Consider the following 14,179-nt stretch of genomic DNA (forward strand, 5'->3'; position numbering starts at 1 on the left):
TCAGGCCGCCTTCCTGCTCGATGCCGCGGCTTCGGCCTTCTTCATCTCGTCCGGCGGCAGCAGGCTGCGCAGCTTCTGGGCAACCAGACGCGGGTTCGAGCCGGACTGGATGGCCAGGACTCCGTCGATCACCAGCTCCATCTCCTCGGCCTCGATCGCGCTCAGCCGGCCGAGACGGGAGGCCATCGGAAGGAAGATCATGTTGGCGCTCAGCACGCCCCAGAGGGTCGCGACGAACGCGGCAGCGATCGAGTGGCCGAGGGTCTCCGGCTTGTCCAGGTTCTCCAGGACGTGGACCAGGCCCATCACCGTGCCGATGATGCCGATCGTCGGGGCGTAGCCACCCATGCCCTCGAAGAACTTCACACCGGCCTTGTCGGCCTTCTTCTTCGCGGCGACCTCGGCGTGCAGGATGTCGTGCAGCTCGTCCGGGTCGGTGCCGTCGATGGCCAGCTGCAGGCCCCGCTTGAGGAACGGGTGCTTGACCGTCTTGACCGCGTCCTCGAGAGCCAGCAGGCCCTCACGACGGGCCCGCTCGGCCAGCTTCACCACGCTGTCGAGCAGCTCGGCGGGCGGGGTGACCTTGCTGGTGAAGGCCTTCTTGAGCTGGTTGATGAAACCGCCGGCGTCCTTCATGACGCCGCCGGCCATGGCTGCCGCGAAGGCGCCGCCGAAGACCAGCAGCATTGCCGGGAACAGCAGGATGGAGACGGGCGAGCCGCCTTCCAGGATCTGGACGGTGAAAACGATCGCCAATCCGGCGACGATACCGACGATGCTAGCGAGGTCCATCAGCGTTCCTTCCGGTGCATCGGGAGCACCTTGGCTTCGAGTTCGCTGTCCAGGGCAGAGGAGGAGCTGGTCGCGGGCTCCGGCTCCAGGCGGCTGGCCTGGGCGATCAGAGAAGCGCGGTAGTGACGGACCGAGTCGATGAATTCGGGCACGGACTCGGCGACGATGTACTTGGTGCCGTCCACCAGGGTGACGACCGTGTCGGGCGTGCACTCGACGCGCTCGACCAGGTCCGGGTTCAGTGCGAACACGGCTCCATTGATACGGGTTACGAGGATCACGACATCCGTCCTTGGTACGTCTTCGGCTGGTTGGACCGTCCGTGGCCCGACACTGGTCAATTCGGCTGACCGCCGGTTGCCTATGAGTTAAAGGCGGTCGCTATCCGGGTGCGAACAGCGGCCCGGAGGCGCGCACGGAAACGGCCGGGACGGGCACGAATGCCCATCCCGGCCGACCTGGCTCGGGTGCCGGTTTAACGCTTCATGCTGACGAGCTCCTGTAGGAGTTCGTCGGAGGTGGTGATGATGCGGGAGTTCGCCTGGAAGCCGCGCTGGGCGACGACCAGATTGGTGAACTCCTGTGCGAGGTCGACGTTCGACATCTCCAGCGCACCGCCGACGAGTTGGCCCATGCCGCCCGAACCCGCCTCGCCGACCTGGGCGTACCCGGAGTTGACAGTGCTCCGGAATTGCGAGTTGCCGACCTTCTCCAGACCGTTGGGGTTGGTGAAGGTGGCCACGGCGACCTGACCGAGCACCTGCTTGAGGCCGTTGCTGAAGACACCGACGATCTCACCGGTGTTGGAGACCGTGAACCCGGTCGACGTCAGCGTGCCGGCCGTCTGGCCGTCGGTGCTGAACACCCGGGCGTCGGACTGGCCCGAATACATGGTCATGTCGGAGACGTTGACCTTGTATTCGTCGGGGCCGCCGAGGTCGAAGGTGATGTTGCCGTCGGTGTCCATGGGCGGCGCGGTGCCCGCGCCGGGCCTGCCGGTCGCCATGTCGAGGGTCACCGGCATGCCCACCACGGTGCCGTCCGCCTTGGTGAGGGTCACCGTCCAGTCCGTCGATGCCGGGGCGGGGCTGGTGTTCCGTTTGAACTCGACGGTGGCGGTGCTGGTCGCACCACTGTTGTCGTAGACCCTGACCGGGATGGTGACCGTGTCGTCGACCGCCGGGGCAGGCGGCACGTCACTGCTCAGATTGCCCTTGAGCCCCATCTGGCTGGTCCTCGCCGGCGGGATGGAGGCACCTACCGGCATCCGGATGTCGCCCGGCTGCCCCGCCGAGTTGACCACGCCGTTCACCCCGGTCCAACCCTGGATCGGCTCACCGCTGCTGGTGACCAGCGTTCCGTTCGCGTCGACGGAGAACGAGCCGGCCCGGGTGTAGAGCATCTCGTTCCCGCTACGGGTGACGAAGAAGCCGTCGCCCTGGATCAGCATGTCGCCGGCTCGGCCGGTGGTCTGCGTCGAACCCTGGGCGAAGTTCGTGTTGATGGCGCTGACCTTGACGCCGAGACCGACCTGGGCGGGGTTGGTGCCACCCTGACCGCCCTGTGGGGAGCCGGCCGCGTACATCATCTGGCTCAGCGTGTCGGTGAACTGGATCTGGGACGACTTGTAGCCGGCCGTGTTGACGTTCGCGATGTTGTTGCCGGTCACGTCGATCATTCGCTGGTGGGCGTTGAGACCGCTGATGCCGGAATAGAGGGAACGCAGCATGTAAGACGTCCTTAGAAGAGCTGGGAAAGACGGACTAGGCGGTCTTTGCGTCGGTCATGATTTCCGTGACCTTGGACAGCTGTACATCCGTGTTCCCGACCCTGAGCGTCGGTTCGCTGTCTCCGTTGAGCTTCGCCGAGCTGATCACACCGGTCTGTAGCGCACCGAACTCGTCCATGTACGTGACCGTCTTGCCGACCAGCGAACTAGCACCGATCATGCGCTGCGACTGCAGCATCTCGACCATGTCCTCGAGCTTCTCGACCTGGGTGAACTGGGCGGTCTGCGCCATGAAGGCGGTCGAGTCGGCGGGCTTGGTGGGATCCTGGTACTTCAACTGCGCGACGAGGAGCTTCATGAACGTGTCCTTGTCGGCGAGCGTCTTGCTCCTGGCCGAGGCCGCGTTGGCCGCGGCCACTCCCTGATAGGCATCGGCGCCGGTGGGTCCGGACATCGGTGAGGTCATCGACTTCTCCTGTCCCGTAGCTGGCTCAACCTAAGCTTCGGCCCGGCCCCGGCTTTGCTTAGTTGCAAATCAGGTCCCGAACACAAATTTGCGGGCCCGCCGATCGGCGGGCCCGCAATGTCAGGTTCTTCAGTTCTGTACGCCTTGTGGGTCAGGGTGCGAGAGCCAGGCTGAGCTTTCCCTTTCCGTACCGGGTGACCTCGACCGTGAGGTCCAGCCGGCGGCCGAGGGCAAGAAGGACCTGACGGACGTCGGCCGGGAGATCCTGCTTCGGGTAGATCACCTGGTAGAGCTTGATGTGCTTGGCGCCCTCCTTGTTGAGGAGGCTGGTGAAGATGTTGCACAGCTCGAAGACGTTCTCCGCGAGGTTGGGGAAGAGTTCCTTCTCGTCGACCGCGTCCTCGGCGGCGCCGGCCGGCAGCAGGCCGAGGGCGGCTCCGGCGTTGGCGGCGAGGCTGAGATCCAGGGCGAGCGCCGCGTACATCTGATTGCGGTTGTCGGTGAAGACCGCCACCGACGACGTCGGCACTTCCTCAGCGCCGATCGGTTCGCCGGGGCCGACTACCACCTCTCGCCCGAGAAGGTCCTCGAACAGATTGCGTACGGCTAGAGAGCCGGGAAGAACGTATACGTCTGACATGTCGTGATTATCCCAGGATAGGAGCGAACACTTCGTCGAATCGCTCAGCCGTAAAAGGTTTGATGATGAAGAAGTCCGCGCCCGCATCCTCGGCGGCCGTCTTCATCTCAGGGGTCGACTCCGAGGTGACGAAGCCGAACTTGACCTTGTTGCCGGCGCCACGAAGGCGACGCAGCACATCGATGCCGGTCAGGTGCGGCATGTTCCAATCGGAAATGATCAGATCGGGCTGCTCCTTGGTGGCCAGCTCGAGCGCCTGCTGGCCGTCGGCCGCCTCGATCAGGTCGTGATCGCCGAACCCGGCCTGGCGCAGGGTCCGAACGACGATCTGCCGCATGACCCGGCTGTCATCAGCGACAAGGATCTTCATGCGCCCTCCTCCTTGTTGTCGATGCGGCTGTGCCACATCGAAATGGACACGGGTTCGCCTTCCCACACCCCGTAGACACCACCGATGCGCTCGGTGTTGGGGAACCGCGCAGAGGATTCCGGCGTGAGGTTCACCTGTGGGAGCGACAACTGCGACCCCGGCGGCAACATCGCCTTGACGTTGCCACCGACGATGTTGGCCAGTTCGCCGAGCGTGTCGGACACGTCCTCCTCGCTCACCTCGTCGGGATCCATGGCGAGGAAGGCGGCCGCGGCACGCACGGCGGCCGCACGGGAGGACGCGTAGACGACATGCCCGGTCCAGGACCCGGTGATCGAGACCGAGGAGTGCACCTCGGACGGCTGGTTCTCGTCGTACGTCGGAACCAGAGGACTGACACCCTCCGGATCCAGGTACGACTCCCAGACCTGTTCCACCATCTCGGCGAGGTCGCTCTCATCGACCTCGACTTCGGTGCTCATGAGTTCGCTCCGGTCGGGACGAGGCCCAGCAGGGCCAGCTTTTCGATCATGGCCCCTTCGGTGAAGGGCTTGATCACGTATTCGTGGGCGCCCGCGGCGAGCGCCCGGACGATCTGGCTTTGCTCACTCTCGGTGGTGACCATCACGAGGGTCATCTCCCGGAGCCGCGGATCGGCCCGGACCTTGGTGACGAACTCCAGCCCGTTCATGTTGGGCATGTTCCAGTCGATGAGGGCCAGATCCGGCACCTCCGTCATATCGGCCAGGAGATCCAGCGCTTCCTTGCCGTCCCCCGCCTCCACCGCCTCGAAGTTGAGCTTCGTGACGATGCGCTTGAGAATCATGCGCATCGCGCGTGAGTCGTCGATCACCATGGCGCGCATCGGCGTCATCCCCTTCTCGCGGCACCGACGGGCGCCGCAGTACGAGTCCGGTAGGCAGAGGTGCGGCCGGCGGCCACTCGCTCGTAGTTGTCGTCGATTCCGATAGTGGTCTCGGCCGCGCCGAGGAAGAGCAGGCCGTCCGGGCGCAGGATCTTCGCGGCATTCCGCAGTACCTGGCGCTTGGTGGCCACATCGAAGTAGATGAGGACGTTGCGCAGGAAGATCACGTCGAACGGCTGCATCGGGGGAAACGGTGCGGTGAGACTCATGTGTTTGAACGAGACGTTCTTGCGCAGTGCCGGGATGACCCGCCAGTGTGCGCCGGCCCGTTCGAAGTACTGCACCAGCTGGGTGGCCGCCAAGCCGCGGTTCACCTCGACCTGGCTGTACTCGGCCTTGTTGGCGCGGTCCACCATCGCGGTGGAGATGTCGGTCCCGAGGATCTCGTAGGTCCAGCCGGTCGGCAGCGTCTCCTGCAGCGTGATGGCCAGGCTGTACGCCTCCTGTCCACTGGAGCTGGCGGCCGACCAGAAGCGGAGCTTGCGCACCGCCGACCGGGACTTGATCAGCTCGGGCAGAACCACGTCGGTGAGCGCCGAGAACGGCTCCCGGTCCCGGAAGAACGACGTCTCGTTGGTGGTCAGAGCGTCGATGATCTTGATCTGATGCGCCGGGTCGGGCCGCTTCTGCAGGTCGCCGATGAAGTCGTTGACGTTCGCCGCCCCGACCGCCCGGGCCACCGGGATGAGCCGGGCCTCGACCAGGTACTCCTTCCCCGGCGCCAGGACGATCGATGCCTCCTTGCGCACCAGGTTGGAGACGAAGGCGAACTCCGCTTGGGAAAGTGTCATCGGGCCACCGCCGCCGTCCGGCCCACCCGGACCCGGTTGAGCAGCGCGCTCGCGATCCGGTCCAGGGGCAGGATCTCGTCCGCCAGTCCCGCGCCGACCACGGCGCCGGGCATGCCCCAGACCACCGAACTCGCCTCGTCCTGTGCCAGCACCTCGGCACCCGAGTCACGTAGCACTTTCGCACCACTCCGTCCGTCTTGTCCCATTCCGGTAAGCACGGCCGCGTACGCCAAGCCGCCGTACAGCGCCGCCACCGAGCGGAACATCACGTCCACGGCCGGGCGGCACGAGTTCTCCGGTGGCGCCCCGCTGAGCCGGGTGACGGTGGCGGTGCCGCGACGCTCGAAGACCAGATGACGGTCGCCCGGGGCGATGTAGACGGTGCCGGCCGCGAGTTCCATGCCCTCACCGGCCTCCAGCACCCGGAGCGGGGTGCTCCGGTCCAGGCGTTCGGCGAACATCTTGGTGAAGACCGGCGGCATGTGCTGCGTGATCACGATCGGGACCGGCAGATCTGTCGGCAGCCCGAGAAGGACCTTGGTGAGCGCGTCCGGCCCACCGGTGGAGGAGCCGATCGCCAGGATGTCGATCTTCCCGCCGGGGGCGCGACGGACGGCCGGGCGAGCCGGCACGGGCCCGTTGGCGGGCCGTCCGGCCACGGCCGGTAGACCACCGGGCCGCAGCGGCGTGGCGCCGGGACGGAGGCCCGCCGCCGGCGACGGACCCCGCAGGGGTGGCCCGGCCGGCGGGCGGCGACGCCCGCTGAGCACCTGGATCTTGGGTACGAGCTGCTGGCGCACCGCCGCGATGGACTCCGCCACCGAGCCCACGTTGCTGGGCTTGGTGACGTAGTCGGTCGCACCGGCGGCCAGTGCCTCCAGGGTGGCGTTCGCGCCCGCGGCGGAGAGCGTACTGAACATGATCACCGGCGTGTTGTGCCGTTTGCGCAGTTCACGGACCGCTTCGATGCCGTCCATCTGCGGCATCTCGATGTCCATGGTGATCACGTCGGGTTTGAGCTGGTCGATCTTCGCCTGGGCGAGCAGACCGTTCGCGGCCGTACCGACCACCTGGATGCCCGGCGCTTCCCCGAGAGCGTCGACGATCAGTCGACGAACCACGACGGAATCGTCGACGACGAGAACCGAGATCATTCGACCACTCCCTTCAACCGAGCCAGGCCGGACCGAGCGCGGCCACGACCGGTGCAAGCAACCGGTGTGCCGTTGCGGTGTCCAGCAGATCGCGGACCACCAGCGCCTGAACGGCGCCGCTGAGCATGTTCCAGACCCCGCCGGCCCGGTCGGCCAGCGGAATCCCGGCCGTATCCACCGCCTGTACCAGCAGCATCTGTGCCGCGGCGGCGGTTCGGACCCGATCGGAGAGGTACGCCGCCCACGACGCCGAATGCACGGCGGGCGACCAGCCGGCGGTGTTCCGCCGGGCGTCGTCGGCCGCGGTCGAGACCCGTTGCCGGTCCTCGGTCCGCAGCGTGCGCAACCGGTCGAGCAGGGCCGACACCGTGTAGTGGTGCGGGCCCAGGTCGATCGGGGCGCCGGTCGGCAGCTTCCGCACCGCCGCCACCCAGCCCGCGCCCAGCCGTCGCCGGGTGTCGTCGTCCAGCACCTCACGCAGGTAGCTGGCGACCGCCGCGTCACACAGCAGGGCGGTGGCCGCGGATGCGTCCTCGCTCTGCCGGGCGTCCCGGCCGGCGCCCTCCCAGGTCCACGACATCACGTCGTAGCGCAGGCAGGTCAGAAGGGCGTCGACCGTGCCTATCGGCGCGCGCTCGACCAATGCGAGGTTTCCGGCCGGGTCGTCCTTCGACATTGCCTTGAGCGACGGCATGCGGCGCGCGGCGCTCTCCACCTCCACCCAGAGCGGTCCGCGGACCTCCTCGTCGGGCAGCCGCCCGGCGAGCACCGGCAGGTCCCCGGCCTGCAGGCGCAACGCGCGCAGCAGGACCTCGGCCGCGGCCGGCCCGCCTTCGAGGCGGGTCAGATCGAAGCCCAGGACGGGGGCGCTGACCAGGCTGTACATCAGTGGGTGGCGCGGTATGTGTCGACGGCCTGATTGACGTCGAGAGCCAGCATCAGCCGCCCGTCCAGCTTGAACGTGCCGACCACGAGCTCCCGCGTGGGGCCGCTCAGCGTGTCCGGTGGCGGCTCGAACGTCTCGTCGTCGAGATCCACCACTTCGCCGATCTTGTCCACCAGCAGGGACACCGGTTCACCGTCACCGCGCAGGATGACGTTCATGACCGGGCCCTGCAGGGCCTGGCGGGCCAGCCCGAGCTGCACCCGAAGGTCCACCGCGGCGATCACCTGGCCGCGCAGGTTGAAGAGTCCACCCACGGCCGGCGGAGCGAGTGGCACCGGGGTGTACTCGTTGTACGAGAGCACCTCCTGCACGGTGTGCACCTCGACCCCGAAGAGCTGGCCGTCCACCTCGAAGGTGGCGAACTGACGGCTCGCCATGTCAGACCTCAACCATCATCTCGTCCATGGAATCGCTGTAGAAGTTCGGATCCGCGGCGAGGATGGCCCGGCGCACATCGAGCAGCTCGGTGACCCGCTGCTGGATCACCGCGGTGCCGACCAGGCCGTCCTCCTCCGCGTCGCGGCGCGCGGTGGTCGAGTTCTCGGCGATGTCCACGATTCGGTCCACGACCAGTGCCACGCTCTTTCCGCCCTCGCTGTAGACGACCACCGAGACGGTGTCGCCCTCCAACTCCTCGCCGTACGCCCCGAGCAGGTGGGACAACCGCACCAGCGGCAGGATCTGCCCCCGGTACTGAACCACCTCACGGGACCCGGCATGTTCGATGCGATCCCGGGGGAACTCCTCCAACCGGGTCACCGTGTCCAGCGGGATCGCCACGCGGCGTTCGCCGACCGCGGTCACCAGCAGGCGCTCGGTGCCGACGGCGGCCTGGCCGCGCTTCTCGGCGACGCTCTCCCGCTCCGAGTCGACCGCGAGGTGCGAGCGCCGGGCCAGCGAGGAGACGTCCAGGATGAGACCCACCTTGCCGTCGCCCAGGATCGTCGCTCCGGCGTACAGTCCGATGTCCTTGAATCTGGTGTTGAGGGCTTTGACGACGACCTCTTCGGTGTTCAGCACCCGGTCCACGACCAGGCCGAACCGCCGGCCGTCGGCCTGCAGCACCATGATGTAGACGCCCTGGTCGCCGCCGACCTCGAGGCCGAGCGCGCGGTCCAGGCGGACCAGCGGCAGCAGTTTGCCGCGCAACCGGTAGACGGGCGCGCCGGACGCGTACTCCACCTTGGTGTTGTTGCCGTCGATGAAGACCAGCTCGAGCACCGCGACCTGGGGCACGACGTAACGCTGGTCGCCGCAGTCGACGGTGAGCGCCTGGATGATCGCGAGCGTCAGCGGGATGGTGAGCCGCCAGACCGTACCCTCGCCGGCTGTCGAGTCGACGCTGACCGCGCCGCCGATGTTCTCGATGTTGGTCTTCACGACGTCCATACCGACGCCGCGGCCGGACACGTTGGTGACCTTCGCGGCGGTGGAGAAGCCCGGCTGGAAAACCATCGCCATGATGTCGCGCTTGTCCATGTTCGGGATCTGCTCCGGGCGGAGCAGGCCCTTCTGCACGGCCTTCTCCGCGATCCGGTCGACGTCCAGGCCCGCTCCGTCGTCGGCAACCTCGACCGCGACGTGGCCACCCTCGTGGTAGGCGCGGAGCGTGAGCGTGCCCTCCGGGCCCTTGCCCGCGGCGATCCGGCGTTCCGGATCCTCGATGCCGTGGTCCACCGCGTTGCGCACGAGGTGGGTCAGCGGGTCCTTGACCGCCTCCAGCAGGCTCCGGTCGAGCTCGGTCTCCTTGCCCTCCATGACCAGCGCGACCTGCTTGCCCATCGAGTTGCTCAGGTCCCGGATGACTCGGGGCAGCTTGGACCAGATGTGCTCGATGGGCTGCATCCGGGTCTTCATGATGCCCTCTTGCAGCTCACTGGTGATCATGCCGAGCCGCTGGGCGCTGCGGACCAGGCCGGAGTCACCGGTCTCCATCACGCCGCGGACCAGCTGGTTCCGGGCGAGCACCAGCTCACCGACCATGTTCATCAGGGTGTCGAGCAGGTCGACGTCGACCCGGATCGCGCTGTCCGCGATGCTCCGCTTCGGGGCCTGGGACTGCAGCGCCTCGCTGACCGCGGCCGGCTGGGCCTTGCCCTCCTCGAGCAGGATGGTGCCGAGTCTGCGCTCGTCACCCTCGATCTGCTGCTGGAGCGCCGAGGACACATCGGTGGCCTGCGCCGCGCCGGCGTCGACCAGGATCTGGCCGAGCGGCTGACGCTGCTCGGCGACCGGGTCGGGGACCGGGCGGGGGGCCGTCGGGGTCTCCTGCTCGACGCTCACCGGCGCCTCGGCGGCCGGAGCGGCGGAGGCGGCCGTGGGAGCAGCCGCGGGAGCGCCGTCCGAGGGCGCGTTCATCTGCGCCTGGATCTTGACGATCATGCTGTCGATGTCGACCTCGGCCTCGGTCCCGTTCTCCTCGATGGAGGCGAGGATGGACCGGACGCCGTCGATGCAGACCAGCAGAACGGTAATGGTCTCCGGGGTGACCGGCTGCACGCCGTCCCGGAGCCGGGACAACAGTGACTCACCCGCATGCGCGAGCTTCTCCAGACGGGAGAACGCCAGGAACCCACTGGTGCCCTTGATCGTGTGGATCGCCCGGAAGATGCGGGAGATCAGGTCACGCGAGTCCGGTTCCTGTTCGAGGCTAACGAGATCCCGGTCGATTTGGTCCAGGTTCTCGTGGCTCTCCATGAGGAATTCGCCGACGATCTCGCCAAGGTCTTCCACGGCTTACCTACCTCCCTGCTCGGCTTCACTGCCCTCATCGACTCGAGCGGGCGTCAACTGAGAAGACTCGACCGGTACGGCGTTGGTCAGACCTCTCCACCCGGACGCCGGTAGCGGTAGCCAAAGCCCCGGACGGACTCGATGGGAGAGTCGTCGGGATCGGACCAGCCCAGTTTCCGGCGCAGACGGAGCACCGCGAACTTGACCCGCTCCTGGCCGATGCCGGTCGGGTCGTCCCACGCCTGGGTGAGTAGCTGGTTCGGACTGAGGACCGCGCCGGCATGCCGAACCAGCGCGTTGAGCAGGCGGAACTCGGTGGGCGTGAGACGCTTCTCGTCGCCTTTGACGTAGACCCGGCGCTTGGTCGGGTCCAGGTGCACGAGGCCGTCGTCGTAGATCTGGCTGGCCCAGGTGTTCTGTCCGGAGTTGGAACGCCGCAGCAGCGCCTCGACCCGGGCCAGCAGTTCGTTGTTGGCGAACGGCTTGGTCAGGTAGTCGTCGGCGCCGCCGCGCAGGCCGCGCACCTTCTCCGCCTCCTGGCCGTGGGCCGTGAGGACCAGCACCGGCACGTCCGAGACGTCCCGCAGCCGCTCCAGCACCTGCCAGCCGTCCATCTCCGGCAGGCCGACGTCGAGCACCACCAGGTCAGGGTGTTCGGCGTAGGCCTCCTTCAGCCCGGAGCGGCCGTCGGCGGCATGCGCCACCTCGTATCCGGCCCGGCTGAACAACATCCGGAGAGCGAGTGCGATGTCCGGGTCGTCCTCGACCACGAGAAGGCGACTCATCGTTTGCTCACCCTGCCCCCAACTCGCGCTCGTGCCCCGTAAAGGCACGGCCGATCTCCGCCGCGTGAACGCGAGCGGGAAGAAAAGTCCGGCGCAAACACACCATAGCGTGATGTGTTCACCTATTTACGGACAGTGACAGTCTAGCGCCGAGGGGCGGGGCCGGAGCCGGTCCGCGAGGATCCGGCCGGTGGACCTGAACGGGCTAGGCCGTATGTCCGATCGGGACATCCCTACAGCCTGACATTTCTCGGACGGCTTACCGCCCATTCCCCGAAAGATGTGACACGCCGCGTGTAAAGGGGTGCGATGAGCAGTAACGGGGCGATCAGCGCCCATACCTGCATCCGGGAGGCATTCGTGTTCGACCTGGTACTTCGACGCGTCGGCACGCTCGTGGCAGCACCCGTGCTGTTCGCTCTCACCGCACCGGCGCTGGCCCAGGGGCCGACCGTCCCGCAACGACCGCAGGCCGTCCCGCCACGGGCCAGCGCTCCCGCACCCCTCACGCCGAGCCCGGCGGAAGAGGCCCCGGCGACCACCGTCCGGGTCCGGTCGGCGCCGATCCGCACCCCGCTCCGGGCCCGCGCCGTGATGGCCCAGGTGGTCCGCCTCACCAACGAGACCCGCCGCGACGCCGGCTGTCCCAACCTCACGGTCGACGACCACCTGGTCGCCGCGTCCCTGCGGCAGAGCAACTACATGGCCCGGACCCGGCTCTTCAGTCACGTCTGGCGGGACGGCTCGACCTTCGTGGACCGCACCGCGGAAGCCGGGTACCAGCAGCCCGCCGGGGAGAACATCGCCTGGGGCTACCGCACCGTGCCCGAGGTGATCGCGGCGTGGATGTCCAGCCCGGGCCACCGGCGGAACATCCTCAACTGCAAGGCACGCTCGGTCGGGGCCGGCGTGGCCTACGCGGCCGACGGCACTCCGTACTACACGCAGGTGTTCGGCTGGCGTTAGGCGGTCAGAGGGCGCAGTTGATCAGAACCGGCTCCGGGTGCAGTTCGACACCGAACCGGGCACGGACCCCGTCACGGATCGTCCGGGCCAGGTCGAGCAGCGCCGCCGTGGTGCCGTCACCGCGGTTGGTCAGCGCCAGCGTGTGCTTGCCGGAGATCGCCACGCCGTCCCCGGCGTACCCCTTCGGAAAGCCGGACTGCTCGATCAGCCACGCCGCCGGGATCTTCACGGTCCCGTCCGCGCCCGGCCAGTGCGGCATCTCGCCAAGCGTCGCGAAGAACTCCGCGGGCACCACCGGATTGGTGAAGAACGACCCGACCGACCAGGTGTCCCGGTCCTCCGGATCGAGCACCATCCCCTTGCCGGCCCGCAGCTTGAGCACCGTGTCGCGGGCCTGCCGCAGCGGCACCCGGTCGCCGGCCGACCCGCCGAGGGTACGGGCGAGTTCCGCGTACCGGATCGGGGCCGACTCCGCCGAGCGGGCGAGCCGGAAGTCGACGGCGGTGACCAGATGCCGGTCGTCGTGCTTGAACACGCTGGACCGGTAGCCGAAACGGCAGTCGGCCGGGGACATGACGCGGGTCTCGTCGGCGATCCGGTCGTACGCGTGCACCGCCTCGATGGTGTGCGCGACCTCCTGGCCGTACGCCCCGACGTTCTGGATCGGGGTCGACCCGGCCGCGCCCGGGATCCCGGACAGGCACTCGACGCCGGACCATCCGTTCGCCACGGCGTACGCCACGAAGTCGTCCCAGGGCTCGCCGGCCGACACCCGCACCAGGACACCGGAGGCGTCCTCGCCGACCACCTCGACGCCCCGGTCCCGCAGCAGCAGCACCTCGCCGTCGAAGCCGGAGTCGCCGATCACGACGTTGCTGCCGCCGGCCAGCACCAGCAACGACCGCCCCTCCGCGGTGGCCTTACGGACCGCGGCGACCGCCTCGTCCGTATGGACCGCGTTGGTCACTGTGCCGGCGTGCCCGCCGAGGCGTAGCGTCGTGTACGCCGCCAGGGAAGTGTCAGTCACGACGCTCACCCTAAGCTCACACTGCGGGGGGTTTCACCGGCGGTCCGGCCGAGCGGGAGACGACTGCGATGAACAGGCTGCACGCGACGAAGGATTTCTGGCTGGCCGCGCTGCGTGCCGACGGCCCGGCGCTCTGGGACGCCGTCGCCGAGAGTGGGCCGGACGCGGTGGTCCCGGGCTGCCCGGACTGGACCGTCGCCGACCTCACCCACCATGTGACCACGGTGCTGAACTGGGTGCGCGGCACGGTGCCCCGCGGCGTGACCGTGCGCCATGAGGGGTTCGTCCATCCGGAGCGCCCGGCCGAGTGGTCCGAGGCGCTCGATCACCTGCGACGTGAGATCACCGGCACCGTGGAGACGCTGGAGGCCCTGGACCCGGACTTCCCGGCGTGGAACTGGGCGCCGCAGCCGAAGCGGGCCGTCTTCTGGCATCGCCGGATGGCCCACGAGATCTCGGTGCACCGGTGGGACGCCGAGTCGGCCGCCGGGCGGGCCACCCCGATCGAGACGAAGCTCGCCTCCGACGGCGTGAGCGAGATCCTGGACACCTGGCTGCCGGCCGGCAAGCGCAAGGGCCCGACCGACATGCACGGCGTCGTGCATCTGGTCGGGACGGACGCGGCGCAGGAGTGGTTCGTCCGGCTGCGCGGCACCGGCATCGCCCTGCTGGACACCGGCACGATCCTGGACGGCGACGATCACCACCCGCGGGCGCGGATCACCGGCACGGCCAGCGACCTGCAACTGGCCCTGATGGGCCGGAAACGGGCCGACCAGCTCGCCCTCACCGGCGATCCGCGGCTGGTGCAGGCCCTGCACACCGGCTGAGGTTGGGTGTCAAGATCCGTTGTCA

17 protein-coding genes are annotated in these 14,179 nt (G+C 68.2%); 2 read left to right on the forward strand and 15 right to left on the reverse strand.

Annotated elements, in window-relative coordinates; translation table 11 throughout:
• The 14 genes from BJ964_RS07615 to BJ964_RS07680 form a co-directional block, all read right to left on the reverse strand.
• A complete protein-coding gene (locus tag BJ964_RS07615) occupies positions 1–792 on the reverse strand; it encodes a flagellar motor protein (RefSeq protein ID WP_188120020.1) in 792 nt (263 codons plus the stop codon).
• Positions 792–1,073 (reverse strand): flagellar FlbD family protein, encoded by a 282-nt coding sequence (locus tag BJ964_RS07620; RefSeq protein ID WP_188120021.1) that lies wholly within the window; start codon positions 1,071–1,073, stop codon positions 792–794. The genes BJ964_RS07615 and BJ964_RS07620 overlap by 1 nt, the downstream gene beginning before the upstream one ends.
• Positions 1,074–1,267: 194 nt before the next feature.
• The gene (locus BJ964_RS07625; RefSeq protein ID WP_188120022.1) at positions 1,268–2,521 is read right to left on the reverse strand and encodes a flagellar hook protein FlgE; all 1,254 of its coding nucleotides are present in this window, start codon (positions 2,519–2,521) and stop codon (positions 1,268–1,270) included.
• Positions 2,522–2,555: 34 nt separating this feature from the next.
• Positions 2,556–2,987, reverse strand: coding sequence for a flagellar hook assembly protein FlgD (locus BJ964_RS07630; protein WP_188120023.1), 432 nt, complete (start codon positions 2,985–2,987; stop codon positions 2,556–2,558).
• A gap of 151 nt (positions 2,988–3,138) precedes the next feature.
• Complete coding sequence (locus BJ964_RS07635; RefSeq protein WP_188120024.1) at positions 3,139–3,627, reverse strand: hypothetical protein; 489 nt, start codon at positions 3,625–3,627, stop codon at positions 3,139–3,141.
• A 7-nt stretch (positions 3,628–3,634) separates the two neighbouring features.
• A complete protein-coding gene (locus tag BJ964_RS07640; protein ID WP_188120025.1) occupies positions 3,635–3,997 on the reverse strand; it encodes a response regulator in 363 nt (120 codons plus the stop codon).
• Positions 3,994–4,479, reverse strand: coding sequence for a chemotaxis protein CheX (locus BJ964_RS07645; protein WP_188120026.1), 486 nt, complete (start codon positions 4,477–4,479; stop codon positions 3,994–3,996). Before BJ964_RS07645 ends, BJ964_RS07640 begins: the two co-directional genes overlap by 4 nt.
• Positions 4,476–4,862, reverse strand: a complete 387-nt coding sequence (locus BJ964_RS07650) for a response regulator (RefSeq protein WP_183222472.1) — start codon at positions 4,860–4,862, stop codon at positions 4,476–4,478. Before BJ964_RS07650 ends, BJ964_RS07645 begins: the two co-directional genes overlap by 4 nt.
• Before the next feature lie 5 nt (positions 4,863–4,867).
• Complete coding sequence (locus BJ964_RS07655) at positions 4,868–5,713, reverse strand: CheR family methyltransferase (RefSeq protein ID WP_188120027.1); 846 nt, start codon at positions 5,711–5,713, stop codon at positions 4,868–4,870.
• Positions 5,710–6,867: a protein-glutamate methylesterase/protein-glutamine glutaminase gene (locus BJ964_RS07660; protein ID WP_188120028.1), complete on the reverse strand. Its 1,158-nt coding sequence runs from the start codon at positions 6,865–6,867 to the stop codon at positions 5,710–5,712. The genes BJ964_RS07655 and BJ964_RS07660 overlap by 4 nt, the downstream gene beginning before the upstream one ends.
• Positions 6,868–6,880: 13 nt before the next feature.
• Positions 6,881–7,753: a hypothetical protein gene (locus BJ964_RS07665; RefSeq protein ID WP_188120029.1), complete on the reverse strand. Its 873-nt coding sequence runs from the start codon at positions 7,751–7,753 to the stop codon at positions 6,881–6,883.
• On the reverse strand, positions 7,753–8,190 hold the full coding sequence (locus tag BJ964_RS07670) for a chemotaxis protein CheW (protein WP_183222468.1): 438 nt from the start codon (positions 8,188–8,190) through the stop codon (positions 7,753–7,755). Before BJ964_RS07670 ends, BJ964_RS07665 begins: the two co-directional genes overlap by 1 nt.
• A gap of 1 nt (position 8,191) precedes the next feature.
• Entirely contained in the window at positions 8,192–10,546 is a 2,355-nt protein-coding gene (locus BJ964_RS07675; RefSeq protein WP_188120030.1) for a chemotaxis protein CheA, read from the reverse strand.
• An 86-nt stretch (positions 10,547–10,632) separates the two neighbouring features.
• The gene (locus BJ964_RS07680) at positions 10,633–11,331 is read right to left on the reverse strand and encodes a response regulator transcription factor (protein WP_188120031.1); all 699 of its coding nucleotides are present in this window, start codon (positions 11,329–11,331) and stop codon (positions 10,633–10,635) included.
• Between the two features lie 309 nt (positions 11,332–11,640).
• Here BJ964_RS07680 and BJ964_RS07685 point away from each other — a divergent pair, with 309 nt between their 5' ends.
• The gene (locus BJ964_RS07685) at positions 11,641–12,297 is read left to right on the forward strand and encodes a CAP domain-containing protein (protein WP_223149503.1); all 657 of its coding nucleotides are present in this window, start codon (positions 11,641–11,643) and stop codon (positions 12,295–12,297) included.
• 4 nt (positions 12,298–12,301) lie between these two features.
• Here BJ964_RS07685 and BJ964_RS07690 read toward each other — a convergent pair whose 3' ends face one another.
• Positions 12,302–13,324 (reverse strand): UDP-N-acetylmuramate dehydrogenase, encoded by a 1,023-nt coding sequence (locus BJ964_RS07690; protein WP_268248033.1) that lies wholly within the window; start codon positions 13,322–13,324, stop codon positions 12,302–12,304.
• Positions 13,325–13,392: 68 nt separating this feature from the next.
• Between BJ964_RS07690 and BJ964_RS07695 the strand changes: the two genes are divergently transcribed.
• Entirely contained in the window at positions 13,393–14,154 is a 762-nt protein-coding gene (locus tag BJ964_RS07695) for a maleylpyruvate isomerase family mycothiol-dependent enzyme (RefSeq protein ID WP_188120033.1), read from the forward strand.
• The last annotated feature ends 25 nt before the right edge of the window (positions 14,155–14,179 follow it).

It is taken from the genome of Actinoplanes lobatus, assembly GCF_014205215.1.
GTDB lineage: Bacteria > Actinomycetota > Actinomycetes > Mycobacteriales > Micromonosporaceae > Actinoplanes > Actinoplanes lobatus.